This is a genomic window from Sulfuricurvum sp. (assembly GCF_028710345.1).
Classification (GTDB): Bacteria; Campylobacterota; Campylobacteria; order Campylobacterales; family Sulfurimonadaceae; genus Sulfuricurvum.
The window spans coordinates 173,904-197,431 of sequence record NZ_JAQTUH010000005.1 but is presented as its reverse complement, the minus strand read 5'-3'; the positions used below and the strand labels follow the sequence as shown (position 1 = coordinate 197,431).

Genomic DNA, 23,528 nt, shown 5'->3' with positions numbered 1-23,528 from the left:
TAAATTTTGTTAGTCTTCTGCCGTTCTTTGGGTATAATAACTCTAATTATAGAATTTTTAGGAGAGTTTTATGGAATGCGAATTTCCGAGTGTTAACTCAAGTAATGACGAAATCAAAGAAATTTTGTCAACAATTAAGACCATAGCAGTTTTAGGTCTCTCTCCTGATTCGACAAAAGATAGTTATCGTGTTGCAGAGTATTTACAGAACGCGGGTTATAAAATTATCCCTGTTTATCCTAAAGAAGAGTCTATTTTAGGTGAAAAGGTTTACCGCTCACTTGAAGAGATTCCTGATGTTGTCGATATGGTTAATATCTTCCGTAAACCCGACGCGTTGCAAATGATTGCAGAAGCGTGTGTTAAACGGGGAGATGTTAAAGTTTTTTGGAGCCAAAAAGGGATAGTCAATAACGAAGCGGCCAAATTTGCAGAGAATGCAGGGATGAAAGTAGTACAAAATCATTGCAGTATGGTTGAGCATCGACTCATCCATGCATAAAAGGATACCATTGATCGATTTAGTGACGATACAAGATGCGCATGAACGTATCCGCTCTGTTGTAGTGGAGACCCCTTTTTCATACGCTCCTCGTTTGAGTGAACAAAGCGGGTGTGAAGTTTATCTAAAAAAAGAGAATCTACAAGTAACCGGTGCGTTTAAAATACGTGGTGCCTACAACAAAATAGCCTCTCTAAATGAACATGAACGTTCATTAGGGGTCATTGCTGCAAGTGCCGGAAATCATGCACAAGGTGTTGCAATGGCGGCACAAATATTTGGGATTAACGCATTGATTGTTATGCCCGAATCTACTCCACTGACAAAAATTAACGGTGTCCGCTATTATGGTGCGGAAGTGATCTTGGCAGGTAGTAATTATGACGAAGCATATGCTTATGCAAATGATTATGGTCAAAAAGAAGGGATGGTTTTTGTCCATCCTTTTGCTGATGAAGCAGTGATGGCAGGTCAGGGGACGATAGCATTAGAGATGTTGGATGCAATTCCCGATCTTGATGCGATTGTTATTCCAGTCGGCGGTGGCGGTTTGATTTCGGGCATGGCATCGTGCATCAAACAACGATCTCCTCATGTTGAAGTGATCGGAATAGGGGCACTAGGGGCACCTGCTATGAGAGAATCGTATGAGGCAAAACAGCCTATTGATAGTCTCAATGTACGCACCATTGCTGATGGGATTGCAGTAAGAGATACCTCGCCTATTACCCTTTCACACATTTTAGAATCGGTTGATCGTCTCATAAGTGTTGATGATGAAGAGATAGCTAATGCGATTTTATTTTTATTAGAGCGACAAAAATTAGTTGTTGAAGGGGCAGGAGCCGCAGGGGTTGCCGCATTGCTCCACCACAAGCTTCCTCATCTTCAAGGTAAAAAAGTGGGCGTTGTCTTAAGTGGAGGCAATATGGATGTAACGTTGCTTTCGATCATCATCGAAAAAGGGCTTATTAAATCTGGACGTAAAATGAAACTCATCGTTACTCTGATCGACAAGCCCGGTTCTCTTATGCAACTCACACGAATGCTACAAGAGTTGAATGCCAATATTGTCCATATTGAGTACGATCGCACCTCTACATCGCTCGCATATGGGGATGCTAATGTAAAAATACATTTGGAGACCAAAGGTGAAGAACATCAGTCGCAAATCCGTCAATTATTGCATGAACACCGCTATTTAAGCAGTGAAGAAAACTAAAGGAGATAGCCATGGATGTTTTAAAAGTACTGAATATTAAAACACCCATACTACAACTAAAAATGCTATCAAACGGATCGCTTGCGATTCTCGATGCGAATACTACATTACGGATAATTACGATCCAAGATTATAAAGTGGTTGGGGGATTTAAAAGTAATCTTGTTCATGAACGGTTATCAAGCTTTGTCGTTGATGTCTCTTATAAGGGTGATTTTTCAATCTCTATTATCCCAAAAACCAATCAAGCCGCCCTTTTTAGTACCAATAAAAAAGAACTTTTATACAAACTAGGTCGACATCAAGGTGAAATAGAGAGTGTCGCAATTGATCCTAATAGCCGCTATTGTGTAACGTGTGGACAAGACGGAAAAGTATTTGTATGGGCTTTAAAAACAGCGAAATTAGTCTTTTCGATGCCTCCACATGCCGATTTTGTTACTACCGTTGCTTTTAATGACAGTGGACAGTGGATTGCTACGGGAAGTTTTGATCGAAGTATCAATCTCCTGAATCTTGCAACAATGAAGCATCCTATGAAACTTACAGGTCATGGCAGTGTTATTGTACGAATGGTATTTTTGCCTGAGATTCGTCTTTTATCAGCAGAAAAAGAGGGCGGTCTGATTGTTTGGGATATCCGTACCGGACGATTATTAAAACGTTTGCCAAAAATGAATGACACGATTACTGCAATGTGTATCAGTAGTGATAAACGTTTTGTATTTGTAGGTACTAAACTAGGATATGTCGGATTATACGATATGCAATCAATGGAATTGGTGAAACAGCGCTATCTTAAAGAGTCTGAAGAGATTACTTCAATGGTGTTTGTAGAAGATGATTATCGTCTTGCTATCGGGACAATGGGTGGAAGTGTCCGTTTTTACTCACTATTTGGAGATCAAGATGCTTCAATGAATTTCTTGCGTCAACGGAACTACAAAGCTTTTTATCTACTATTAGATGACAATCCGATGCTTTTGTATTCAAAACCTTATGAAGTAGTTGAAAAAATTTGGCAAGATATTCTGACAAAAGCTAAACTCTATTTGCAAAAAGGTGACAAAGTCAAAGCGAAAGAGCTTCTTGATCTTTTTAGCGGAATCACAAATAAAAATGGGTTGATAACTCAGATTTTACGTGATTATGAAAAATACTCCCAATTTCAAAAATGTGTTGAAGAGGGGCGGTTTCCTTTGGCGTATACCATGGCAAAACAATATTCTGTTTTCCAAGATTCAGAACCGTATCGACAAATGGAGGCACGATGGAAAAAACTTTTTTCCAAAGCGCAAGAGCTTATTTTGGGAGTAACTGGAGAAGATCAAGCACGAACGCTCCTTGCACCTTATCGAGGTATATCGGAAAAAACAGTCTTGATTCAACAACTTTTTGCCGAGAAACGTCTTTATGAGTATTTTAAAAAAGTTATTGCTTCCCGTAATTTTATTAAATTCTTCGATTTGATTAGAAATCATCCATTTTTAAGAGAGTTTTCTGAATACAACAGCGTCATGCAATATGCGGATAAACTTTATATTCAATCTGTAAAAGCTTATCAAGAGGGGGATTATACAACTGCAAAAAAAGGGTGCGAAATCTTAATCTATTTTCCTGATTATTCTAAGGAAGCCACCGAATTATTAGAGACAATTAGAGTTAAACACCTTTTCTTTGATGCAATTACCTCTGAAAATTATCTGAATGCTTTTGCCTATCTCTCTTCATATCCGCTCCTCTATGATACACCAGAGGCACAAAAACTTGAAAGTGCATGGAATAAAACACTTGATTCTGCTCTCCGATATGCTCTCAAAGGTGATGTTGATGGACTACGCAACGAATTTCAGTTCTATCTCCCTATCAGTGCAAAACACTCGGCGATGGGGAGTGTTTTTGCTCAATGTTATTCTGTTCAGCTTGAAGAAAAATTTCGTGCTCATGCCTCATTATCTGTACTTGAAACAGGAATCCGAAATTATGTAGCAATGTTTGGTCTTGATGAGTATATACTTTATTTTTTCAATATCTTTAAGCGTGAATATGAGAGTTCAATGGATATACAAATGGTTAAAAAAGGTGATTTGGATACATGGTCTCCCTCAATGCTTGTACCCGATATTACCGTCAAAATATGATTAGATGATAGCTATTGATTTAGGTTCAAATACCATCCGTTTTATTGAATTCGACGGATTGAATTGGGGTAAAAGTTTTGAAAAAATTGTCCGCACCGCTGAATCGCTTGATTTAACAGGTCAAGTAAGTCATGAAGCAGTAGATCGAATTGTAGATGCATTTTCCGAAGCCAAACAGGTTGTTGAATTTAGAAATCAAACAATAGTAGGTGTCACAACAGCTGCTATTCGGATGGCAACCAACCAAAAAGAAGTTTTAAGTGAGATTGCGACACGATGTAACGTACATTTTACCGTTATAGATGGGATTGAAGAGGCAAGATTAACCCTTTTAGCAGTTCAAAATCGCTTAAATTTATTGCAACTAACAACTGAAGAGTTCATTTTAGTAGATATTGGTGGAGCGTCGAGTGAAATTACATTGATGCATGATAAGAAAGTTTTTTCTACTAGTTTAAATATTGGTATCTTAACTATGCATGAAAAATCATTGCATACACCTTTATCACGATTGTTAGCTGATTTTGCATCTAATATAACGGATTTTATCAACTCAAAAAATTTGGCAATGAGTGTCAAACCTCTTATTCTGACAGCTGGGACACCGACAACTATTGCCGCTTACAAAATGGGCATGTCGTATGAGTCGTATTCTCCAAAAAATATAAATGGATCAACGATCACTATGCAAGATTGCATTCAAACGTTTAAAGAGTTAAGTGAAATGGATACATCTTTGTGTGCTTATTATGTCGGTGTAGGTCGTGAAGGGCTGATTCCTACCGGTATTTTGATGGTACAAACACTTTTTAAGGCAATTGGTGTAGACAAAGGAATTGTTATAGATGACGGTTTACGCGAAGGGGTCGCACTGGATTATTTTTTTAGTGAGAGTTTCCCCATTTAACGTAATTCATAGTAATTATCTTCTATAATTCTGTAATTTTTTTTTCACAATCATAAATGATATTTTTAGTTAAAGGAGACGACATGCAAATAAGTGGTGCACAAATGGTTATTGAAGCCCTTATCGCTGAAGAAGTTGAAGTAATTTTCGGCTATCCCGGCGGTGCAATTATGAACGTCTATGATGAAATTTACAAACAGAGTTCTTTTCAGCACGTTTTAACACGTCATGAACAAGCAGCCGTTCACGCAGCTGAAGGATACGCCAAGGCGTCTGGTAAAGTTGGCGTTGCCATGATTACGTCAGGTCCTGGTTTTACCAATGCTATCACCGGTATCGCGGATGCGTATATGGACTCAGTTCCTCTAGTGGTTATCAGTGGACAAGTCCCGATGTCGTTAATCGGAACTGATGCATTCCAAGAGATAGATGCAGTTGGAATTAGCCGTCCGTGTACCAAGCATAACTATCTTGTTACCGATGCAAATGATCTTCCCCGTGTCTTAAAAGAGGCATTTTATTTAGCTCGTACCGGACGTCCAGGTCCTGTTCATGTCGATATTCCTAAAGACGTAACGGCACAAATAGCACTTTTTGATTATTCAAAAGAGGTTGAACTAGAGACCTATAAACCTAATGTTAAAGGGAATATGCGCCAAATCAAAAAAGCGATAGAGGCGATTGCATCATCAAAACGACCACTTTTGTATCTCGGTGGTGGGATTATTAACGCTAATGCAGCTGAATTGGTTCGCGAATTTTCTAAAATGACACAAATACCGGCAGTTGAGACCTTTATGGCTCGCGGAACATTGCATCATAGTGATCCTTTACTTATTTCAATGCTTGGAATGCACGGTTCTTATGCCGCTAATATGGCAATGTCAGAGACTGACCTCGTTATTGGTTTAGGTGCTCGTTTTGATGATCGTGTTACGGGGAAACTCTCTGAGTTTGCCAAAAATGCCCAAATTATCCATGTCGATATTGATCCGGCAAGTATTTCAAAATTGGTTAATGCACACTTTCCCATCGTTGGTGACGTTAAAAATGTATTAGAGCAGATGATGCCCCTTGCAAAAGAGCAAATTGATCCATTGCGTTATCAACCATGGCACAATACCATTGCAAATTTTAACAAATTACACCCACTCTCCTATAAAGAAGAGGGAGATCGTTTGAAGCCTCAATGGGTTATTCAACGTATCGGTGAGTTGCTAGGGGATGACGCTAATATCTCTACCGATGTCGGACAACATCAGATGTGGACAGCCCAGTTTTATCCATTCTCTCGCCCTCGTCAATGGAGCAGTTCCGGTGGATTGGGAACCATGGGATACGGTTTTCCGGCAGCTATTGGGGTTAAACGGGCTGATATGGAGCGTGTAAGTATTAACATTACCGGTGATGGTTCTATTATGATGAATATTCAAGAATTGATGACCGCTGTTGAGTTCAAGCTTCCCGTAATTAATGTTATTCTAAATAATAATTTTTTGGGAATGGTACGTCAATGGCAAACAATGTTTTACGATAAACGCCATTCACAAACCGATCTTTCCGTACAACCCGATTTTGTTAAATTGGCTGAGAGTTTTGGTGGGTTGGGGTACCGTGTTACCACCAAAGAGGAGTTTGATGCAGCCCTAAAAGATGCTGTTGAGAAAAACGTTGTTGCACTTATTGATGTTGTTGTAGCCCGTTTTGAAAACGTATTGCCTATGGTGCCGGCAGGCGGGTCACTCTTTAATATGATGTTAGAATACAAGGATAAATAATGGAACAAGCACGTCGCGTTATTTCCGTTATCGTTTTAAATGAGGCCAGTGTTCTTTCACGTATTTCTGGTCTTTTTTCGGGTCGAGGATACAATATTGAATCTCTTACCGTTGCACCGATACCGGAATCAAAATACTCTCGCGTAACTATCGTTACAGCAGGATCGCTCAAGGTAATAGAGCAGATTATCAAACAATTGCATAAACTTATCCCTGTTTTAAAAGTTTACGAACATGCCGATTTAGTAGAAAAAGAGATGGCAATGGTAAAAATTCCTCTTAATGAATCATTAGGAGATATTGAAGCTCTTGCACATGCTTATAATGGACGTATCGTCAATGTCGGAAGTGATACAATGATTGTTATGGTTGCGGATGAGCCGACGAGAGTAGGGCACTTTCTCGAAGCAATCAAACGTTTTCATCCTAAAGAGATTGTTCGCAGCGGTTCCGTTGCATTGGAGCGCTAATGACCCTTCAAGAGATTGTTGATTTTTTAAAATTTGATATTGTCATTGAAAATAATTGCCTTATCACTAAAATGAATACCCTTAAAGATGCGGTTGAGGGGGAAATATCTTTTTTATCCGACTCAAAATATGAAAAAGATTTGGCTATTACCAAAGCTTCTGCTGTTATTTTGCCCTCTTCAAAAGCACGTTTGCTCCCTTCTAGTGCTATTGCATTGGCAAGTGAAGAGGCTTATCTGGATATTGCAAAACTTTCTAAACTTTTTTCTAAACCGATAGTTACAAGTGATATTTCTCCTGTTATTGGTGAAAATACAATTATCTATCCTACAGCCCATGTCGAAAATGGTGCACAAATAGGGTCAAATTGTACTATTATGGCGGGTTCTTATGTAGGATGTGATGTGCTTATCGGAGATAATGTTATCCTTTATCCGAATGTATCCATTTACCGTGATTGTATTTTAGGTAATAATGTCATGATTCATGCCGGAAGTGTTGTCGGTAGCGATGGTTTCGGATATGCTCATACTAAAACCGGTGAGCATGTTAAACTCTATCAAAATGGTAATGTTATACTTGAAGATGATGTTGAAATTGGAGCAAATACGACGATTGATTGTGCCGTTTTTGGTTCTACTATTATTAAAAAAGGGACAAAGATTGATAATCTCGTCCAAATTGGTCATAATTGTGTTGTGGGTGAACATACTATAATGGTATCCCAATCAGGTATTGCCGGTTCGACTACTTTGGGAAGAAATGTGGTGATGGGAGGGCAAAGTGCCGTTGCAGGTCATCTCACTATCGCTCCATTTACAACCCTTGCTGCCCGCGCTGGTGTCACAAAAAACATTACTGTAGGGGGAGTCTACAGTGGATTTCCTCTGATGGAACATAAATTATGGCTGAAACTTCAAGCAAAATTGGCTAAAATATTACAATCTTAAGCAAAGGGGATACGGTATATGAAAAAACTAGGTAGTTTATTAATTCTCTCTACTCATTTATTGAGTGCTGATATTGATACTTCCGGTGTTCGTATGCCTGATATTGTCCTTGACGCTATTAGACATTGTGAATGTTTAAAAGAAGCAGATGGTCAATGTAATCCAAATGTCATACGTATTAATGCTATTGAAGAAGCTCAACGGGCACAAGCGGCAGGTTTTGCTGTCAATGGACATATCATTAAATGTAACTCACCTGAAGAGTGTTCTTCACAAGCTCAAGCATTAATCAATGGCGGAATAACCAATCTTGATCTTGGGCCCTATCAGATTAATTATAAATACCATCCTAATCCTAACCTAATTGATTACTTTATTGATGCCATAGAGCGAGAACAAGCGAATCAGATAATAACTGGTTTGGTAAAGAGTTTTGGGTATTCTTGGGAAACTTTGGGACGTTATCACCATTTTAGTGCGACGGATCGTACACGTAATGAACAATATTATCGCAAAATGTATGCATTTATTTATGGTAATGCTACACAAACTGCAACCTCGAATCAATAACGATTTTTTTAAGCTTTTTTTAGCAAAAATCCCGATACACTCTTTAAATATCTAAATTATTAGGAGTTGTTTGTGGGCTCATCTGCATCTATTATTAAAGAAATACCATTAAACGGGACAAAAAAAGGGGTCATAGCTGTTAGTAAAATTGATACACCCTATGGTGAGGGAAGTGACAGTGTTGCCAGTATCGGGATTTCACTCTCCGGTGATGCTAAAAACCCTGAATGGAAAGTTCACCTTCCATTAGGAAATATTGATGAAGTAATTGAAGCTTTAAAATCTATAAAATAGACTTTGAGACCCTGAATAAATTTCAGGGTGACGAGGTAATTATTTTTTACTTACTACAAATGTAGCAATACGTTTAATACCTTCACGAATGCTTTCAATATCGGTTGCAAAACTAAAGCGAAAATACCCTTCACTACCGAATCCTACACCCGGTACTACCGCAACTCCTTGATTTTCCAGCAACTCTTTACAAAACTGCATGGAATCATTACTGATTTCTTTAATATTTACAAACAAATAAAATGCACCGGCAGGAGAGAGAACTGATAAACCATCGATCTCATTAAAGAGTTTTACCGCTTCATCACGTCGAGCTTTGAACTCCACACGCATTGCTTCGATATCGCTGTCAGCTGCACCGTTGAGACCTACAACAGCCGCTTTTTGAGTAATACTGTTGATGTTAGAAGTGCTTTGACTTTGTAGTTTTTTAGTTGCTTGGATAATTTCGGTATTTGCAGCCGCCATATACCCAAAACGCCATCCGGTCATGGCTACCGATTTACTTAACCCGTTGATAGTGATAGTACGTTGATACATGTCATCACTGACCGCTGCGGCAGAGGTAAATTCTCCATCATAAATCAATTTTTCATACATCTCATCACTAGCTACGATAACGTTTGTCCCCTCTAATACTTTTCCAAGAGCAGCAAGCTCATCACGTGTATAGACGGCACCTGTAGGGTTTGATGGAGAGGTCAAAATAATCATTTTGGTTTTAGGTGTTAAAGCAGCCTTGAGTTGTTCAGGGGTCATTTTAAAACCACTTGCATCATCTGTCATAACCTCTACGACAGTACCACCACAATACATAACAAGTTCAGGATAAGTAACCCAATACGGAGCAGGGATGATTACTTCATCTCCAGCTTGAATAGTACACGCAAAAAGGTTATACAAAGAGTGTTTTGCCCCATTATTTGCAATGATTTGATTAGCTTTGTACTCTAATCCATTATCACGTTTGAGTTTTAAAGCGATTGCTGCTTTTAATTCAGGTATACCATCAACAGCGGTATATTTAGTAAAACCATCATTGATAGCTTTTATGGCAGCATCTTTGATCACTTGTGGAGTGTCAAAATCAGGTTCACCTGCTGAAAAGCTGATAACATCTTTTCCGGATGCTTTGAGCTCTTGAGCTAAAGTTGAAATAGCGATGGTAATCGATTCTGATAGAGTATTTACGCGATCGGTTAACATTGTGCAGCCTTTAAAATTTTTTTGAAATTATAGCATAACACACACAAAGAGTTTTTATAATTTAGAATTCTAAAGCAGTAAATAAAAATTATCGTTACTAAATCTTTCTTATCCTATAATACTAAAAATTAGCATGGATGGATTATTATGTTTTTTGAACCCGGATTTTTAGGAACTAAGGCCCCATTCTATATGGATTTGGTTACCCTCTATTTCGCACTGCTACCTTTCTTGTTAGCAACCTCAATTTATCAGGCAATAAAAGGGAATATTACACTCCATTACCGCTCTCAAATAGTTATTTTAGCAATGACAATAGTCATGGTATTAATTTTTGAACTTGGTGTCCGTATCAGCGGTGGATTTGTGGAATACGTTAAGATGTCCGGACTCTCGTATGATTTTTTATTGCTCTTTTTATTAGTGCATGTATTTATTGCATTAATGGCGGTTGGGGGATGGATTTATTTAATGATTTCATCATATCAAACATTTAAAAGAGTAGGGCACTTAGGGGAAACGAATCATAAACGGATTGGAAGATGGATTTTTGCTGCCCTAACCTTAACTTCTGTTATGGGATGCAGTATCTATCTATTTTTATTTGTATTTTAAGGGAAATATATGACGGAACGTTTTAACAATGCTGCATCTACATGGGATAAAGGAGATATGCGTACATCCATAGCTTCTTCTGTTTTTCAAACACTGAGTAATCGTATAGCTTTAAAAAATACGATGGATATACTTGATTTTGGGGCTGGAACAGGTCTTTTAAGTTTTAAGGTTCGCCCTCATGTACGTTCCGTATCCGGAGTTGATGTATCGATTAATATGCTCGAACAGATTGAATTAAAGAACAGTGATGGTGTAGAGGTAAAACCGATATGTCAAGATATATTAGCAAATCCGCTAGAAGAGCGTTTTCATGGAATCGTAAGCTCTATGGCAATGCATCATGTCGAAGATACCCAAAAACTTTTTGATACGTTTTATACCCATCTAAAAAAAGATGGTTTTGTTGCTATCGCTGATCTTGAAGCTGAAGATGGAAGCTTTCATTCACATGGAAATGATGGCGTTTACCATTTTGGTTTTGAACGTGAAACGCTTCGTGCTATCATTGAAAATGCTGGATTTAGCAATGTTCGATTTCATCATGCGTATACAGTTGAAAAAGAGGTGCAAAATTATCCGATATTTCTTGTTACCGCCCACAAAGTCGTATGAGTATTTTTCAATATAATTTATATTATTGTTAACCACTTTTTGGACTACCAAATATAAACATATATTGAATTTGAGATTAAGAATGTTAGTTCTAAAAAGCTTAAAAACTACTTATGCCAAATTACATTTTGTGGAAGAGTTGTATCACTATCACAATGTATAAAAGTTGAATAGACACCAATACGCTTAAATCCGACTTTTAAAAGAGCGGAAATGATTAAGAATTTTTCTTGACTTGTTTTTGCTGATATATCAGTAGCTAGACCTCTCAAATGTGAGCTATTATCCTCTCCGCCTTCATCTTTATTATGTTTTGGGCAACGTGTACCGCAATTAACAGAAAAAGGGATGTTAGCAAGTTCACGGGCTTTATCAAGTTTGAGAAGTTGAGCATCTTGCATATTATTAAGACCGCATCCGCATTTACACGTAAACTCTGAGAGTTTGAAGAATTTTAGTTGAATCATTTATAAACCTTTTTTTGGATTATTTCGATGTCTTTGATAATGTCTGCTTGATTGAGCTTGATATATTCAATATCTTTTTTAAGAGTCGTTAAACATGAAACGCCTTTAACGAGTACGTTACCGAGATAGCCAATAAAGGCTATAGCACCAAAAAGAATTGTTAGTAAAACTGATATATCGATATGCATTATTTAACCCTTCGTAAAATCATTTTTGAATTGCCCCATAGGAAGCGGACAGTAGAGTTTGCTACCTCTGTACCGATTGACAAAGTGATATTTCCGTTATTTGCTACAACAATAAAACCACGAACTATTGCAGTAAGATATTGATTAATTGCCGTTACACCAGTTCCAACGACTTTGGAAACATTTGAATTGTAAATAAAGTTTGGAAACTGATTTACGATAGTTTGAATTCCATCAAGATGTGATGTAGGGATATCTATATCAACAAAATTGACACTGGCGGAGGGGCTATTTAACTGTACAGAAACGCCCGTTGTTGCAACGGTTGATAGAAATTCAATCGCTCCCATAATCTCGTAAACTTCACCTGCTTTGACGGCATAAGATAAACCTTCGATGGGGGAGGGGGTTACAGAAGTTACAACAAAATCAGCCGTAGCTTCGCAAAGGATAGGATCGTAAATGCATGGAGGAATAGGAGGAATGAGACTAGTTAACCATTCTTGCTCAGTACCTATAAAGCCATTATTTAATGCTATTTGATAAGCTGTTAAACCGTCTGAACCATTATCACCCTTATCACCCTTCATAGTAGAACCATCTAAAACAGAAGAAATAATTATTAATTCGTTTAAAAGTGCCTTTTCAGAAGAAATAATTTCATCAATTGTAGAAGTATTTTGTGCCAAATCAGAGAGAGCGGGACTTAAATCGTTATTAATAATCGCTTTGATTATATCAACAGCGGAAGAAATTTGTGTAAATTCCATGTAGGTATCCCCCTCTCATTAAGAGAAGGTGATAGGAGAATAGAGAAGTACGACGACTTCGTCAACTTTAATCATGTTGATTGTGATACCAGTAAGTGCGGTTTGAATCTCTTCAGGACTAACAGAACTTTTTGCAAGAATGTTAAGGTAATCTTTTTTACCTGTTGCACTATCGCGAAGTTGTACTTTAACATCGTAACATAAAGTTACACCCGCATCTGTACCAACTTGACCGCCATCGCTTTCAAATACTTCGTAAGTACCTTCAGAAACAGCTTCCATAAGAGTTACAGCGTTTGCGCCCGTCATTGGCAAATAACTTGTTAAAGTAGTGTCACCAAGTTTGTTTTTAATCATAGATTTCATATTACGCTCCTTGATGAATCAATTTGATTTTTTTAGCGGAAGTTGTTGCAACATAATCAGCATCGAAAAGACCGACCAACGCAAAAACATCACCTGCGTGTTTTGACGCTTTGATGTGTTTAAGTGTTGCAGTAGCACTTAATTTAAGATCAGGGTCACTGATTCCAAACTTCAAAGCTTTCAATTTTGTAGGAGCAGAAGGCAAAGAAGTTCCCCCCGTTCCGATAGATTTAAAAAACTCTACTTTCCCCTCCATTAAAGAAAAAAGCACATTTTCATCATTTTTAGACATCATCTTGTTATTAGTGCGGTGAACACCTTTAACGCTTTGTGAAATGTAAGACATTTTTGTCCCCTTTTATTTTTTAGCTTAAAATCGCAATCGTTGAATCTTTGCAAAGATTGTTTTTTTAAAACATCGAAATTATTTGATATTTTTTAATATAAAGGAATGGCGACATGAGAGGGATTTTAAAGCCGTGTAATTGGAAGCTATAAAGGGTAATATGTCGCTATTAGCGACTAAAAAGAAAAGTAAGTTTAAATTTATTGGCTCGAACCGTACGCGTCGGATACTGTAAAGAAGCAAAAAGTGTTTGATTTATCAGGGAAAATGAGGGGTGAAAGTGCCAAAGGTGGAAAGCTACTATCCCCTCAGAAAAGCTCATCGTGTTTAAATAAGTGTGTTAAGAGCAGTTGCGCTCCGCTTGATTAGGGGTAAACCCCTAAAAACCCCAAGAGAAAAAAAGAAGAAGATTTTGGGCTTCAGAGGGACATAGTCCCCTTTCGCCCAAAAGGGGAGAGGGGAAAGAGAATGATAATTAAACCAATTTGTTTTTAAGAAGTCCTGCAAAAGTTGAAGTAACGTTTAAACCATCGATCTCAAGACAAAGACGAGCTAAATTATCCACATCATCACTATTCTTTGTTAGTTTAATATTTTGTAATATAAACTGGTGAGATTTAGATGATGATTCATTTCTTGCTATAAACTTGCCAAGAGGATAATATTGCATATCGTCGATGGGTTGAAGGGTATTATTTTCATATTCAATCTTTAAAACCTCTGTTACTTTCATTGTGGTAAGAGTTTCAAAAAATTGGATAACAGCCTGAACGCTTTTGGCTTCAATATTATTTACTATGGTACGTGAACCCTGTTTGAGTTGTACGCGATATTTAGGCATTTAGATAACTCCTTGTAATAAATTATTAAATCGATTATTTAACTCATTAACATACTTATTATAAAAATTAAAATGGTCAACATTATGAATCATTGAACAAGAATTGAAATTTACTGCATTATTAAATAATGACTGATCGTGACCATTTAGATGCATAAGTGTATAAACAGAGGAAAGAAGATTGTTTGGCTTAAAAATTGAAAAATCACTGAAAAACTCATAAGTACGACGATTACCCGAATTCAAAATATCATAATTATCATAACGATAATTAAATAAGTAATCAAAGTGAATGTTATAAGAGCGTCCACTTGAGTAGTCTAAATTTCTATCATCGATAAGGTTAAAATAGGGATATAACGAAAGTGTCAAAAGTGATTTATAATCAATAAGTGCATAGCAAACAATTTTAGGACAAGAAGAACCACCGCCAACAAGATTAAAAATTATAGGAAATTCTGTATTTAATGGCTCATAATAAAGTTTTAATTGCTCATCTTGCAAAGATTGACAAAATAAAATTTGGTCAGCATGAGAAAATTCGCTAAGGAACTTTGAACTTAAAAGGGTAGTATCGCCTAAGTTTTCTAAAACATTTAAGATCATATTATTAAAACCTGCATACTGTTGTACACCAGTGTAATGATACATAACCGTATTAGAATTGAGATAAAAATAATTGTTTTGATAAGAGAGATAAAATCCCGAATTGTTAGTTATCAATTTATTAATAAATCCCACAGTATGAAAACCATTGGCGTAACCAGTTCCAAAAAAATCAAAAAGCAAAAGCTTGTGATCGATGTATGAATGTGATATTATCATTGTTGCGGTGTAGCCGTTTGAAAATTGATAGTATGAAATTTCAAACCCAATGAGTTGACAGCATTACCACCTGCAAGAGTGAAAGCTATAAATTCTAATAACATTTGATGATCGTGTAAGTAATCGAGCTCTTTTGTAAAAATATCACGAGTATCGGGAGTTGTAGTGTCAGCCATTTGTTTTTCCTTATTTATTTATAAATGCAAGCCCATTTAAAAGCTCTGTAAAGACTTTAGTAAGTCCGACAAATTTACCGTTTGAGTCCGTAATTATCATAAATTCTTTTATTTTGTTTAATTCGTTATGATCTATAGGAGTTGTTGCAAAATCAGAACGTCCAATAACTTTTTTTAAAATTGCTTCATCAGTTTGAGTGAAACCGCCCGTGGCAATTTTTAAAAGAAGAGATTTAGAAAAAGCGTCATTGTTAGCTTTTGCAAAATTTAAGTTAGTGTTTTCACGATTAAGTGCATGTTCTTGCTCAGCAGTTCCGGCTTGGATTGTATCCGTGACACTAGAAGAATCTCTGCCATGTATGATCGTTTGCATTGCTTGATAAACTTGACCAACAAAACTATTAGTTACATCGGTTTGAGAATCATGAGATTGTTTTTTAGTTACTGCTTTGTAGCCACGCAATGCGCCAATTTTTGCTTTTGCTGATTCAATCCAGTTTTTATTACGAGCATAAAGAACAATAATTACAGCCTCACCCGCTGCGAAAAGATACTCAAGAAATTTTTCTTCTTTTTGAATAAGTTTCATAGTTGCAGACGTAAAAAGATAAGATCCACCACCGCTCAAAACTTCCAAAGGTATATTCATTTTTTCTTTACCGTTTGCATCATATTCAGCAGGAAGATACTTAGAAAGCTTATCATGTATAAACTCATTAAAAAGAGAATATCCCACCATCATAGTGACATCCTCAGCCATGTTTTGAACAGTATTAAAACCTACACCCTGAGTCATTGATTAGCCCCCATATTTAAAGGCATAAATACATTATGGTCAATACCATCGATTTCTGTATCAGGATTAAAAACGTAATCCCGTCCAACAAAAGGGATAAATGGGAAAAATGAAGAAGGGTCAGGAAGAGGGCGAAAGTCATCATCCTCAATTTTTATTGTGTTTTTATCGTCAGTAAGTTTGACATTTTGAGCATTGTTGTATGCTTGAAGTTGTTGTGGTGACATTTCAGGAGCAAGTGCAAAACCTTCTGAATCTAAATGAGTTTGTGGAGCTTGTTTAAAGAGCTCATTTTCGTGTGCTGTTGAAGCCCAGTTAGAGAGATTTTCTAAATGTGTACCATGTGAAGTTGTTTGTTCTCTAATTGCAGTAGCGACATCAGCATGAAAAGCAGTTTGTGTATTAATAGCTTCAGTCAATGGAGCATAATTTAAAGTATTGCCTATAGTGTCATTTACTTGTTTTTGAACAGCGATAATCTCGTTCCATTTTTGCTCAAAAGTTTTAGTTTGTGATTCTAAAGATTTAGTTTGATTATCAATAGCATAACCAACAGGAGTGACATCTAAGTTAACATTTTGTTGATTGTTAACAATCGGTTGAGACTGTGCAATTGAATCAGCAACCTTCTGCAAACCATCAAGAGTAGTGTACTCGTTTAAATTGTTTGCAATATCATTAACAAAATTAGCAATAGCAAGAATAGAGGCAATAGAACGCTCATTTTGCTCATAACTATTTGTCATATTTTGTAATGCTAAACCGTTTTGTAAATCAAAAGATTCTTTTAATGTTGTAGATAAGCCGTCAATAGCTTTTGCAATCATTACTGAGCTATTCATAATCCCCGAAACTAAAGGAGGGCTATTGTCAGGATTGTAAATAAATGCTTGAGGCTGATACTGAGGTGCTGTAGAAGCTGGATAATTGAAATGAGGCTCAAATGGAGTTGTAGGTGACAACAAATTCTTAGTTAAATTGTCTACAGTTGTAGAAACAGATTTATGGGTAGAGTCTAATTGATTTTGTATCTGAGTAGCTTTATTTGTTAAATAAGTACCACCGACAAGAGCACCTGTTAAAATTGCACCTGTTTTGCCACCTATAAAATCTAAAGAAGTATCAACAATAGAACCGTCAGAACCTTTTAACCATTTTTCATTAATTATTTTAGAATAATCCGCCTCAGCTTTTAACTGTTCTGCTGTTTTTAAAACAGTTGGCTTTGTTAACGAGTCAATCGAAGAATAAGGAGAATTTTTTAAACGTAAATTTTCCCAACCGTATTTTGGTTCTGAAATATAATCCAACATACTCCTAGGAGGAGTAAAGGTATTATAATCTTTCTGCATTTGCTTGAGCATTCTCTCCATCCAAGGAGAAGTAACACTTGAATTAAAAGCCATAAAAACTCCAATGAATTATTATTGGAAGTTTGTTATTTTTTTAAAAATAAAGGAATAGCGACATTAAAAAGACAATAAAGGAACGTATAAGGGGAAGAAAAGGGCTAGATAGTCGCTATTAGCGACTAGTGAGTAGATATAAAATAAGTAATTTTATAAATAAAATATATCATTAAAAAAATTGTAGCAAAAAATTTAAATGTAGAAAATGAAAAAAAAATAGACTCATCTAAATTAGAAGAAGAATTATTAGAAGATAAAAAGGTAGGATAAGCTTTATCGTTAGAATAAGAAAAACGCTTATTTTTAAACTGATTATTATCCTCAAGAAAAGAATGCATTTCAAGAGACCTATCTGTATAAACTGAACTAGATTTTCTAAGACAATCATCAGGAATAAAAACATTTTTTGTGTTAGAACGATGTCTTTGTGCCTCTAAAAATAATATTTCTGATTGAGATAAATCTTGCTCAAAATCAGAAGATTTGTTATTAGTTATTTCCAATGATAAATCACCTGATTTAGTATATTCAAAAGTGGAATTCTTTAAACGTTTTCCAACTTGCAAAACGTATTCCATTTTTTTATAATCGAATTCTTTAGCTCTAACGTAATCACGATCATGAATCGACATATTGCAACCTTTTTTGAGGGATGCAATATTTTAACATATTATTGTGAACCTGTTGTTGCTATTAACGGCTAAATAAAATAATGATAGCAAAAAAAAGCAAAACAAAAAAAGAAATTCTAATAAATTTAGAAGAATTATTATGCAATCTTACATTATCATTTAAGTCTTTTTTATCACGCAATAAAGAATAATCATTGAAGCCTTTTGATTTGTTATACAAAGATGGATTAACATATTCCATTTTCTTATAATCAAATTCTTTATCTCTAACGTAATCACGATCATGAATCGACATATTGCAACCTTTTTTGAGGGATGCAATATTTTAACATATTTTTTATGGAGTTGAAGTTGTTGTGGGGTCAATATTTGTAACGAAATCCATTGGAGTGATAAGAACATCACCGTTAACGTCTTGTAACTCGTAGACGGGAGAGAAAACGCGATTACCGCTAAGCATAAGATAAGAACGCTTTACAGTATATTTGCGATTTTCAGGGTAAACCCAAACAGATTCATTATCTTTATAAGAATAGTTCTCACCATCCAAAGATAGAAGAGGGGTAGGCGCAGGTGATTGAATGCCAAAATAAGAAATTATTGAATTAGAATCTTTGAAAGCACCGAAACCATAAGTAAAATTAGAGCCAAAAGTACCAAGGGGTGAATTAAATTGCAATTCGTAAGGAAAAGGAAGACCAAAGGTGATCACAGAAAATTCGGGATAATCTTGAAGAAGCAAATCAAGATTTGCAGTAAAAATTGAATCATCGACTAAGAAAAAATAACCGGTGGAAAGGTCAAGAGTAGAAGAAGAACAAACAATAAAATCAAAAGTCTCGACAATAAAATTATTAACAACAGTGTCATAACGTGAAAATGTCAAAGAATGATTAGTAGAATCAAAAGATTGAAATTCAAAAAAAAGCATAATTAAAACTCCTCCTCAACCCATGTTTTTTTAATAGTAGAAAAATACTCATCGGAAACGTTATTATTATCTTTTTGAGCAAGATAACCGATTGATTTTTTAACAATACCTAAAACTTCACCATCTTTTGATGAGTCAGAATTGTTGAGATAAGAACGTACAAAGTACAAAGCCAACGGGAGCACAATTTGAGTAATGATAACAGGCATTACAAACCTCCTTTTATATTTTTTGGGCTACAGAGCCATTTTTTAGAGGACTTAAGGCATCCCAAACGAAGAAGCTAAAATTATCGGTAAAATCCTGAGGAGTTTCGATAATATCAAGCCCTAGCCGTGATTGTTGTTCAACTTTTGCAAAATAATCTTGTAGTTTTTTGAAAGATTTATCTATTAATCCGATATCATTATTTTTGTAACTTCTATCTTCCGCTTTTTGAATAACTTCTTGCAATATTTCGGGAGTAAACGTTCCATATTGCTTCGTAATAGTTGAAACTAGACCACAAACAGCGTTCATTGCATAGACAGGTTGAGATTCTTTAACTTGATTAAATCGGAACCAATAGGGCGGTTTATTGCTTGAAAAATGTTTAATTTTTTCCCAAAGAGGGTGAATAGGTGCTTTTTTGCGAATTTGTCGTTTAGCTTCTTTTGTGAGAAGTTTCGGTGTACCGTCTTTTTTTATGCGGTAACCACGAATAAAATTTATTGAATCCTCTTCCGAAATGTCTTTGTATGAAAAATATGTAATAAAGAAATTCCAAAGACCGTCAAGATTTTCGAGCAAGACTTTTGTATAGTCGTAGGGTTCTTTGTTTTCTGTAAAAAGTTGTTTGAGTTTTTCTCTACGAATTTGAAATTCTATTCGCCAAACGTCTTTATGTTCTTTATAATTGTCACCATTGTTAAGTTTCCAAAGTTTTTCAATATGTTGGCTATCGGGATTCTTTTTAAATTCAACTGTTTTATCGTAAATTCTTAGTTTGTTTGAGCTAGTGCCAAAATAGAGAGTTTCGAGACGGTCGGAAGTGTAGACGAATTCTTTACCTAAATCACCATCTTCACCTAAATATCCCCATTTCTTTTGAGCACGGGTTTTAATAGAAAAAGTATCGAACATAGTGAACGTGTGACCTTGGATGTCCGATGCTAGATGAATTTCTTGAGTTTTTGAGAGGTAATCGTTGTGTATGTTTTTTTGAAAGTAATCGTTTATTTTTTTGTGAGCTTCTTGGAGTCCATATAATACGAGAAATTGAGCACGGTATTCTATTTTAACAGAAGGGTTTCGGTCGGATAAAGTATTGCCCTTTTTTCTAAAAGCTATGGATACATCATTGTTTTTTATTACAACACTGTAACCAGTAACGGAAGTACTCATAACGTGCCACATAATACCATCGATTGTAAAAGGGATGAAACGGTTTTCGTTGTTGATATCTTTAATTTCTTGAGCTTGATTTTTAATAGTAATCAAGTCTTCGATAAAATCATTGTATTTAATGCAGTCACCGTTTAGGTAAAAAGCTTCTTTGAATGTATCGACGTGGTGAGATAAGCAAAGCATTTAAAAAACCTTTTTAGAAAATTTGCCGAATTTAATCTCAGAGCGGAGGAGAAAATATTTTAGTAATAGTTTGTATTTAGTCATTTAATGCCGTCCTTGTATTTGTTTTGGAGGTCGGAAAGGATTTTTTCATTTTGTGAAAAAGACCGTTTAAACCCCCTTGTTAATCCAGCTTGGGGAGAACCTAAACGAGGACAAAAAACAAAAAATTCACGCTTTGAATATGCCTCATCAAACTCTTTTTTTTCAATTGTTTCAATATTTTTTGATTGATTTAGCCTTTTAAAATAACCAAGATTAGTTTTAAAATATTGATAATTTTGAAAAGTACATGAAGAAAGAAAATAATCACCATAAGGAATTTTTCTATCACTTACTGGAATTTCATTTTCAAAACGATTATCACGAGGAGGGTAAGCTAAAAAGTTGTCATAGTTATTTTTTTTAGCCATTGTGAATCTCTAAATCTGAGATATGAACACGAATAGAACCTCTGTTAAGATGTTCATCAAAAGCTACAAAAGCACTATTGAATATAATTTGTGTAACGTAACCAATACCGAAGTTTGGATGTAAAACGTCATCATAAAGACTAAGGATAAAGCCGTCTTTTGTTGTTATTGAATCTTTTGACATTCAAATCTCCAGTAAAAGTTGTGTTTTTGCTTTTTTAAGTGAATTTGAATTTATCCAAGCAGAACGCTGAAAGTTATACTCGGATGAATTAATTTGCTTCCAACGAGTTTTATAAACTGGTTTTGTAAAGTATTGGGTTGGTGTACGAATAAAATTTGTGTCGTTATATGTAAAATTATCCATAATCAAAGAACTATCGGGAGTGTCGTGTGTATTCTCTCCCCCGAAGAGAGAACCTAAGGAAGAGAGAATAGACATTGTTAAATCTCTTCGATTGTAGAGAATTCAGGCATAAGTGTAGGAACGCCAAATTCAATAACCGTAGTGATAAAACCTGTGCCAAGATAAAGTTCATTAAATTTAATTTGATCATATTGGTCTTTTGTGACGTAAAATGACATTTGACCACCGTTGTATGCACCAACAATTTTGTATTTTGATGGATAGCGAACATCTTCACCATGCTCATCGACCATCGGCAGTTTTGTTTCTCGGTCTTTTTTAATTCCTCCCAGAACTTCGTCACGTTTGATGACAGTAAAAGCAAGTTTATAAAGATGTGTACGAGTTAGTTTTGAATATTCACGTGCTTCATCTTTGATTGAATCTAGGTGTAGGGTATCTTTTGACATTTGTTAACCTTTTTTATTGTGTTAGTTGATTTAATTTTCTATAAATAGTGGAGCTATTTAAACCGAGTTCTTTAGCAATTTTATAGCCCGTAATGTTTGGAACATTGTCTATAATAAGCATTGCGACCGTTTTTAAAATTCGTGTATCTAACGTCGTTTCATTTGTACCCTCCGTGTGTTTGTTTTGATTATGAAGCATTTTGTAAACCGCCATACAAGTAAGAAACTTGCTCTTTGTAGAGTTTGAACATGATTTGTAACAATTCGCGGTTATCCATATTTAATGTAAAAATGCGATAGAATTCTTGTTCATTGAAAGAAACATCATTTGCATTAAAAATTGCAATAACTTTTTTTTGGATTTTATCGATAAGAATTTTTTCGTGTTCATAAAAATTAATCTTCAAATAGGCAGGTTTTAGATGGGGTTTAGAATTATTACCGTAACGAGGAATTGGCACATCGAAGTTAAAACCACCAACGGGGAGAGGCTTAAGAGTTTTTTTAGAAAGCAATTCGAATCCTTTTTTGAAAAGATATTATCAAATGTTTCAATATAATTTATATTATGTTAACCAAATGATACTTTTGGAGAAATAGAATGGAATCAACAAAAGAACAATTAATTCTTGATATACAAAATATGCTTAATCGATATGATGGTGTTAAACCGACAATGATTAACCCTTCGCTTTTAGAATTTATGGATAAAGAGACATTAATACACATCATTGAATCGCTTTTAAAACAGCAAGAAACGGTGAATGATGACAATATTGAATGGCTTCAACAATTTAAACAAATTTAACCTCTTTTTTTAAAGTTGTTAATAACTGTTTTTACATATAATACCACGATTCCAACACCATGACAGTTTTTAACATGTCATACAAAATAACCTAAGGAGTTTCCTATGTCGAATATTGATTTAATCCAGCTTACAGAACAAACAAAAAAACTTACCGCAATGGTAGTTGAAGATGAAGTGGTTGCTAATGATCTTTTGAGCTCTACATTTAAAAACTTTTTCGCCGATGTAACTTCAGCATACAATGGTTCAGAAGCACTTCGTATGTATGAAAAAATGAATCCGGATATCGTTTTCGTTGACATTATTATGCCTGAGATTGATGGTATTGAACTTGCTCGTCGTATCCGTTCAATCAACCCGTCACAAATCATTATCGTTATCTCTGCAAGTAACGATATTCAAAAAATCTCTGAATCTATCGAAGTCGGTGTAAATAGCTTTATCCAAAAACCGATTGATACCAAAAAAATTCTTGAGATGCTTCAAAACATCACTTCATTGATCTCTAAACGTAAAAAAATTGAGACTAAAACTTTCTCAATCTCTTTGCCACTTGATGTTTATGAATTGGTAGATGACAATGCTAAAGCAGAAAGTATCTCTAAAAACGCCGTTATTATTCGCGCACTACGCTCATTTTATAACGACTAATTAAACAGCCCTACTTTCACGATGACAATTTCATCGTGATTTAGGTTTTTTTCAGCAAACAGACACTATAATTTCGGCTCAGGAATTAATAGTTCCTTCTTTCTTTTTTAAAGTGGCCCCATCATCTAATGGTTAGGATCTCAGATTTTCATTCTGGTCATAGGGGTTCAAATCCCCTTGGGGTCACCACTTTAACTCCCCTATTTTTTAAT

The 23,528-nt window shown here is 35.5% G+C and carries 35 protein-coding genes and 1 tRNA gene; 14 read left to right on the top strand and 22 right to left on the bottom strand.

Features of this window, described 5'->3' with window-relative positions; genetic code table 11:
* Positions 1 to 70 precede the first annotated feature (70 nt).
* From PHC76_RS08595 to PHC76_RS08555, 9 genes are all read left to right on the top strand, one after another.
* Positions 71 to 502: a CoA-binding protein gene (locus PHC76_RS08595; protein ID WP_299971823.1), complete on the top strand. Its 432-nt coding sequence runs from the start codon at positions 71 to 73 to the stop codon at positions 500 to 502.
* A 10-nt stretch (positions 503 to 512) separates the two neighbouring features.
* On the top strand, positions 513 to 1,724 hold the full coding sequence (gene ilvA / locus PHC76_RS08590) for a threonine ammonia-lyase (RefSeq protein ID WP_299971821.1): 1,212 nt from the start codon (positions 513 to 515) through the stop codon (positions 1,722 to 1,724).
* Positions 1,725 to 1,735: 11 nt separating this feature from the next.
* Positions 1,736 to 3,865, top strand: a complete 2,130-nt coding sequence (locus PHC76_RS08585) for a hypothetical protein (RefSeq protein ID WP_299971818.1) — start codon at positions 1,736 to 1,738, stop codon at positions 3,863 to 3,865.
* A 4-nt stretch (positions 3,866 to 3,869) separates the two neighbouring features.
* Positions 3,870 to 4,772, top strand: coding sequence for a phosphatase (locus PHC76_RS08580; RefSeq protein WP_299971816.1), 903 nt, complete (start codon positions 3,870 to 3,872; stop codon positions 4,770 to 4,772).
* Between the two features lie 83 nt (positions 4,773 to 4,855).
* Positions 4,856 to 6,550, top strand: a complete 1,695-nt coding sequence (locus tag PHC76_RS08575; protein WP_299971813.1) for an acetolactate synthase large subunit — start codon at positions 4,856 to 4,858, stop codon at positions 6,548 to 6,550.
* A complete protein-coding gene (ilvN, locus tag PHC76_RS08570; RefSeq protein WP_299971810.1) occupies positions 6,550 to 7,020 on the top strand; it encodes an acetolactate synthase small subunit in 471 nt (156 codons plus the stop codon). The genes PHC76_RS08575 and ilvN overlap by 1 nt, the downstream gene beginning before the upstream one ends.
* Complete coding sequence (gene lpxD / locus PHC76_RS08565) at positions 7,020 to 7,970, top strand: UDP-3-O-(3-hydroxymyristoyl)glucosamine N-acyltransferase (protein WP_299971807.1); 951 nt, start codon at positions 7,020 to 7,022, stop codon at positions 7,968 to 7,970. Before ilvN ends, lpxD begins: the two co-directional genes overlap by 1 nt.
* An 18-nt stretch (positions 7,971 to 7,988) precedes the next feature.
* The gene (locus PHC76_RS08560; protein WP_299971805.1) at positions 7,989 to 8,540 is read left to right on the top strand and encodes a hypothetical protein; all 552 of its coding nucleotides are present in this window, start codon (positions 7,989 to 7,991) and stop codon (positions 8,538 to 8,540) included.
* A 72-nt stretch (positions 8,541 to 8,612) separates the two neighbouring features.
* The gene (locus tag PHC76_RS08555) at positions 8,613 to 8,834 is read left to right on the top strand and encodes a hypothetical protein (protein WP_299971802.1); all 222 of its coding nucleotides are present in this window, start codon (positions 8,613 to 8,615) and stop codon (positions 8,832 to 8,834) included.
* Positions 8,835 to 8,873: 39 nt separating this feature from the next.
* Here the strand turns inward: PHC76_RS08555 and PHC76_RS08550 are convergent, their stop codons facing one another.
* A complete protein-coding gene (locus tag PHC76_RS08550; RefSeq protein WP_299971799.1) occupies positions 8,874 to 10,040 on the bottom strand; it encodes a pyridoxal phosphate-dependent aminotransferase in 1,167 nt (388 codons plus the stop codon).
* A 147-nt stretch (positions 10,041 to 10,187) separates the two neighbouring features.
* On the opposite strand from PHC76_RS08550, the gene PHC76_RS08545 reads away from it, so the two are divergent.
* Together PHC76_RS08545 and PHC76_RS08540 are read left to right on the top strand one after the other, a co-directional pair.
* The gene (locus PHC76_RS08545; RefSeq protein WP_299971796.1) at positions 10,188 to 10,655 is read left to right on the top strand and encodes a DUF420 domain-containing protein; all 468 of its coding nucleotides are present in this window, start codon (positions 10,188 to 10,190) and stop codon (positions 10,653 to 10,655) included.
* 9 nt (positions 10,656 to 10,664) lie between these two features.
* Positions 10,665 to 11,270, top strand: a complete 606-nt coding sequence (locus tag PHC76_RS08540) for a class I SAM-dependent methyltransferase (protein WP_299971793.1) — start codon at positions 10,665 to 10,667, stop codon at positions 11,268 to 11,270.
* Between the two features lie 107 nt (positions 11,271 to 11,377).
* Here the strand turns inward: PHC76_RS08540 and PHC76_RS08535 are convergent, their stop codons facing one another.
* The 21 genes from PHC76_RS08535 to PHC76_RS08440 all read right to left on the bottom strand — a co-directional run bounded on the left by PHC76_RS08535 (position 11,378) and on the right by PHC76_RS08440 (position 22,369).
* On the bottom strand, positions 11,378 to 11,737 hold the full coding sequence (locus tag PHC76_RS08535; RefSeq protein ID WP_300209989.1) for a D-Ala-D-Ala carboxypeptidase family metallohydrolase: 360 nt from the start codon (positions 11,735 to 11,737) through the stop codon (positions 11,378 to 11,380).
* A complete protein-coding gene (locus PHC76_RS08530) occupies positions 11,734 to 11,925 on the bottom strand; it encodes a hypothetical protein (protein WP_300209986.1) in 192 nt (63 codons plus the stop codon). The genes PHC76_RS08535 and PHC76_RS08530 overlap by 4 nt, the downstream gene beginning before the upstream one ends.
* A complete protein-coding gene (locus PHC76_RS08525) occupies positions 11,925 to 12,695 on the bottom strand; it encodes a hypothetical protein (RefSeq protein WP_300209983.1) in 771 nt (256 codons plus the stop codon). The genes PHC76_RS08530 and PHC76_RS08525 overlap by 1 nt, the downstream gene beginning before the upstream one ends.
* Before the next feature lie 18 nt (positions 12,696 to 12,713).
* Positions 12,714 to 13,061 carry a hypothetical protein gene (locus tag PHC76_RS08520; protein WP_300209981.1) on the bottom strand — a complete coding sequence of 116 codons (348 nt, stop codon included), beginning with the start codon at positions 13,059 to 13,061 and terminating at the stop codon, positions 12,714 to 12,716.
* A gap of 1 nt (position 13,062) precedes the next feature.
* Positions 13,063 to 13,407, bottom strand: coding sequence for a hypothetical protein (locus tag PHC76_RS08515; RefSeq protein WP_300209979.1), 345 nt, complete (start codon positions 13,405 to 13,407; stop codon positions 13,063 to 13,065).
* A gap of 475 nt (positions 13,408 to 13,882) precedes the next feature.
* Positions 13,883 to 14,248 (bottom strand): hypothetical protein, encoded by a 366-nt coding sequence (locus tag PHC76_RS08510; protein ID WP_300209976.1) that lies wholly within the window; start codon positions 14,246 to 14,248, stop codon positions 13,883 to 13,885.
* Positions 14,249 to 15,073 carry a hypothetical protein gene (locus PHC76_RS08505; RefSeq protein ID WP_300209974.1) on the bottom strand — a complete coding sequence of 275 codons (825 nt, stop codon included), beginning with the start codon at positions 15,071 to 15,073 and terminating at the stop codon, positions 14,249 to 14,251.
* A complete protein-coding gene (locus PHC76_RS08500) occupies positions 15,070 to 15,249 on the bottom strand; it encodes a hypothetical protein (protein WP_300209972.1) in 180 nt (59 codons plus the stop codon). The genes PHC76_RS08505 and PHC76_RS08500 overlap by 4 nt, the downstream gene beginning before the upstream one ends.
* A gap of 10 nt (positions 15,250 to 15,259) precedes the next feature.
* The gene (locus PHC76_RS08495) at positions 15,260 to 16,045 is read right to left on the bottom strand and encodes a hypothetical protein (RefSeq protein ID WP_300209969.1); all 786 of its coding nucleotides are present in this window, start codon (positions 16,043 to 16,045) and stop codon (positions 15,260 to 15,262) included.
* Positions 16,042 to 17,451 (bottom strand): hypothetical protein, encoded by a 1,410-nt coding sequence (locus tag PHC76_RS08490; protein ID WP_300209967.1) that lies wholly within the window; start codon positions 17,449 to 17,451, stop codon positions 16,042 to 16,044. The genes PHC76_RS08495 and PHC76_RS08490 overlap by 4 nt, the downstream gene beginning before the upstream one ends.
* A 125-nt stretch (positions 17,452 to 17,576) precedes the next feature.
* On the bottom strand, positions 17,577 to 18,086 hold the full coding sequence (locus tag PHC76_RS08485) for a hypothetical protein (protein ID WP_300209965.1): 510 nt from the start codon (positions 18,084 to 18,086) through the stop codon (positions 17,577 to 17,579).
* Positions 18,087 to 18,147: 61 nt separating this feature from the next.
* Positions 18,148 to 18,381, bottom strand: a complete 234-nt coding sequence (locus PHC76_RS08480; protein ID WP_300209962.1) for a hypothetical protein — start codon at positions 18,379 to 18,381, stop codon at positions 18,148 to 18,150.
* Positions 18,382 to 18,423: 42 nt separating this feature from the next.
* Entirely contained in the window at positions 18,424 to 19,017 is a 594-nt protein-coding gene (locus PHC76_RS08475; protein ID WP_300209959.1) for a hypothetical protein, read from the bottom strand.
* A gap of 2 nt (positions 19,018 to 19,019) precedes the next feature.
* Positions 19,020 to 19,226 (bottom strand): hypothetical protein, encoded by a 207-nt coding sequence (locus PHC76_RS08470; RefSeq protein ID WP_300209957.1) that lies wholly within the window; start codon positions 19,224 to 19,226, stop codon positions 19,020 to 19,022.
* Between the two features lie 13 nt (positions 19,227 to 19,239).
* Complete coding sequence (locus PHC76_RS08465; protein ID WP_300209955.1) at positions 19,240 to 20,496, bottom strand: hypothetical protein; 1,257 nt, start codon at positions 20,494 to 20,496, stop codon at positions 19,240 to 19,242.
* A 170-nt stretch (positions 20,497 to 20,666) separates the two neighbouring features.
* Positions 20,667 to 21,038 (bottom strand): hypothetical protein, encoded by a 372-nt coding sequence (locus PHC76_RS08460; protein ID WP_300209953.1) that lies wholly within the window; start codon positions 21,036 to 21,038, stop codon positions 20,667 to 20,669.
* Positions 21,031 to 21,222: a hypothetical protein gene (locus PHC76_RS08455; protein WP_300209950.1), complete on the bottom strand. Its 192-nt coding sequence runs from the start codon at positions 21,220 to 21,222 to the stop codon at positions 21,031 to 21,033. The genes PHC76_RS08460 and PHC76_RS08455 overlap by 8 nt, the downstream gene beginning before the upstream one ends.
* On the bottom strand, positions 21,223 to 21,480 hold the full coding sequence (locus tag PHC76_RS08450; RefSeq protein WP_300209947.1) for a hypothetical protein: 258 nt from the start codon (positions 21,478 to 21,480) through the stop codon (positions 21,223 to 21,225).
* 2 nt (positions 21,481 to 21,482) lie between these two features.
* The gene (locus PHC76_RS08445; protein WP_300209944.1) at positions 21,483 to 21,854 is read right to left on the bottom strand and encodes a hypothetical protein; all 372 of its coding nucleotides are present in this window, start codon (positions 21,852 to 21,854) and stop codon (positions 21,483 to 21,485) included.
* A gap of 13 nt (positions 21,855 to 21,867) precedes the next feature.
* A complete protein-coding gene (locus PHC76_RS14930; RefSeq protein WP_366943499.1) occupies positions 21,868 to 22,053 on the bottom strand; it encodes an HTH domain-containing protein in 186 nt (61 codons plus the stop codon).
* Positions 22,043 to 22,369 (bottom strand): hypothetical protein, encoded by a 327-nt coding sequence (locus PHC76_RS08440; protein ID WP_300209942.1) that lies wholly within the window; start codon positions 22,367 to 22,369, stop codon positions 22,043 to 22,045. Before PHC76_RS08440 ends, PHC76_RS14930 begins: the two co-directional genes overlap by 11 nt.
* Before the next feature lie 86 nt (positions 22,370 to 22,455).
* On the opposite strand from PHC76_RS08440, the gene PHC76_RS08435 reads away from it, so the two are divergent.
* The 3 genes from PHC76_RS08435 to PHC76_RS08425 all read left to right on the top strand — a co-directional run bounded on the left by PHC76_RS08435 (position 22,456) and on the right by PHC76_RS08425 (position 23,505).
* Entirely contained in the window at positions 22,456 to 22,662 is a 207-nt protein-coding gene (locus PHC76_RS08435) for a hypothetical protein (RefSeq protein WP_299971790.1), read from the top strand.
* Positions 22,663 to 22,767: 105 nt separating this feature from the next.
* Entirely contained in the window at positions 22,768 to 23,316 is a 549-nt protein-coding gene (locus PHC76_RS08430; protein WP_299971786.1) for a response regulator, read from the top strand.
* 114 nt (positions 23,317 to 23,430) lie between these two features.
* Positions 23,431 to 23,505 (top strand) — tRNA-Glu (locus PHC76_RS08425).
* The last annotated feature ends 23 nt before the right edge of the window (positions 23,506 to 23,528 follow it).

Bases quoted from the DNA above. Each gene is read 5' to 3' on its own strand.
- PHC76_RS08445 (WP_300209944.1), bottom strand. From the start codon at position 21,854: ATGTCAAAAGATACCCTACACCTAGATTCAATCAAAGATGAAGCACGT.
- PHC76_RS08515 (WP_300209979.1), bottom strand. From the start codon at position 13,407: ATGTCTTACATTTCACAAAGCGTTAAAGGTGTTCACCGCACTAATAAC.
- PHC76_RS08530 (WP_300209986.1), bottom strand. From the start codon at position 11,925: ATGCATATCGATATATCAGTTTTACTAACAATTCTTTTTGGTGCTATA.
- PHC76_RS08480 (WP_300209962.1), bottom strand. From the start codon at position 18,381: ATGTCGATTCATGATCGTGATTACGTTAGAGATAAAGAATTTGATTAT.
- PHC76_RS08505 (WP_300209974.1), bottom strand. From the start codon at position 15,073: ATGATAATATCACATTCATACATCGATCACAAGCTTTTGCTTTTTGAT.
- PHC76_RS08520 (WP_300209981.1), bottom strand. From the start codon at position 13,061: ATGAAATCTATGATTAAAAACAAACTTGGTGACACTACTTTAACAAGT.
- PHC76_RS08490 (WP_300209967.1), bottom strand. From the start codon at position 17,451: ATGGCTTTTAATTCAAGTGTTACTTCTCCTTGGATGGAGAGAATGCTC.
- PHC76_RS14930 (WP_366943499.1), bottom strand. From the start codon at position 22,053: ATGCTTCATAATCAAAACAAACACACGGAGGGTACAAATGAAACGACG.
- PHC76_RS08435 (WP_299971790.1), top strand. From the start codon at position 22,456: ATGGAATCAACAAAAGAACAATTAATTCTTGATATACAAAATATGCTT.
- PHC76_RS08525 (WP_300209983.1), bottom strand. From the start codon at position 12,695: ATGGAATTTACACAAATTTCTTCCGCTGTTGATATAATCAAAGCGATT.
- PHC76_RS08575 (WP_299971813.1), top strand. From the start codon at position 4,856: ATGCAAATAAGTGGTGCACAAATGGTTATTGAAGCCCTTATCGCTGAA.
- PHC76_RS08550 (WP_299971799.1), bottom strand. From the start codon at position 10,040: ATGTTAACCGATCGCGTAAATACTCTATCAGAATCGATTACCATCGCT.
- PHC76_RS08500 (WP_300209972.1), bottom strand. From the start codon at position 15,249: ATGGCTGACACTACAACTCCCGATACTCGTGATATTTTTACAAAAGAG.
- PHC76_RS08485 (WP_300209965.1), bottom strand. From the start codon at position 18,086: ATGTCGATTCATGATCGTGATTACGTTAGAGCTAAAGAATTCGATTAT.
- PHC76_RS08545 (WP_299971796.1), top strand. From the start codon at position 10,188: ATGTTTTTTGAACCCGGATTTTTAGGAACTAAGGCCCCATTCTATATG.
- PHC76_RS08470 (WP_300209957.1), bottom strand. From the start codon at position 19,226: ATGCCTGTTATCATTACTCAAATTGTGCTCCCGTTGGCTTTGTACTTT.
- PHC76_RS08430 (WP_299971786.1), top strand. From the start codon at position 22,768: ATGTCGAATATTGATTTAATCCAGCTTACAGAACAAACAAAAAAACTT.
- PHC76_RS08510 (WP_300209976.1), bottom strand. From the start codon at position 14,248: ATGCCTAAATATCGCGTACAACTCAAACAGGGTTCACGTACCATAGTA.
- PHC76_RS08495 (WP_300209969.1), bottom strand. From the start codon at position 16,045: ATGACTCAGGGTGTAGGTTTTAATACTGTTCAAAACATGGCTGAGGAT.
- PHC76_RS08580 (WP_299971816.1), top strand. From the start codon at position 3,870: ATGATAGCTATTGATTTAGGTTCAAATACCATCCGTTTTATTGAATTC.
- PHC76_RS08535 (WP_300209989.1), bottom strand. From the start codon at position 11,737: ATGATTCAACTAAAATTCTTCAAACTCTCAGAGTTTACGTGTAAATGC.
- PHC76_RS08560 (WP_299971805.1), top strand. From the start codon at position 7,989: ATGAAAAAACTAGGTAGTTTATTAATTCTCTCTACTCATTTATTGAGT.
- lpxD (WP_299971807.1), top strand. From the start codon at position 7,020: ATGACCCTTCAAGAGATTGTTGATTTTTTAAAATTTGATATTGTCATT.
- PHC76_RS08540 (WP_299971793.1), top strand. From the start codon at position 10,665: ATGACGGAACGTTTTAACAATGCTGCATCTACATGGGATAAAGGAGAT.
- PHC76_RS08450 (WP_300209947.1), bottom strand. From the start codon at position 21,480: ATGTCTATTCTCTCTTCCTTAGGTTCTCTCTTCGGGGGAGAGAATACA.
- ilvN (WP_299971810.1), top strand. From the start codon at position 6,550: ATGGAACAAGCACGTCGCGTTATTTCCGTTATCGTTTTAAATGAGGCC.
- PHC76_RS08460 (WP_300209953.1), bottom strand. From the start codon at position 21,038: ATGGCTAAAAAAAATAACTATGACAACTTTTTAGCTTACCCTCCTCGT.
- PHC76_RS08475 (WP_300209959.1), bottom strand. From the start codon at position 19,017: ATGCTTTTTTTTGAATTTCAATCTTTTGATTCTACTAATCATTCTTTG.
- PHC76_RS08595 (WP_299971823.1), top strand. From the start codon at position 71: ATGGAATGCGAATTTCCGAGTGTTAACTCAAGTAATGACGAAATCAAA.
- PHC76_RS08585 (WP_299971818.1), top strand. From the start codon at position 1,736: ATGGATGTTTTAAAAGTACTGAATATTAAAACACCCATACTACAACTA.
- PHC76_RS08455 (WP_300209950.1), bottom strand. From the start codon at position 21,222: ATGTCAAAAGATTCAATAACAACAAAAGACGGCTTTATCCTTAGTCTT.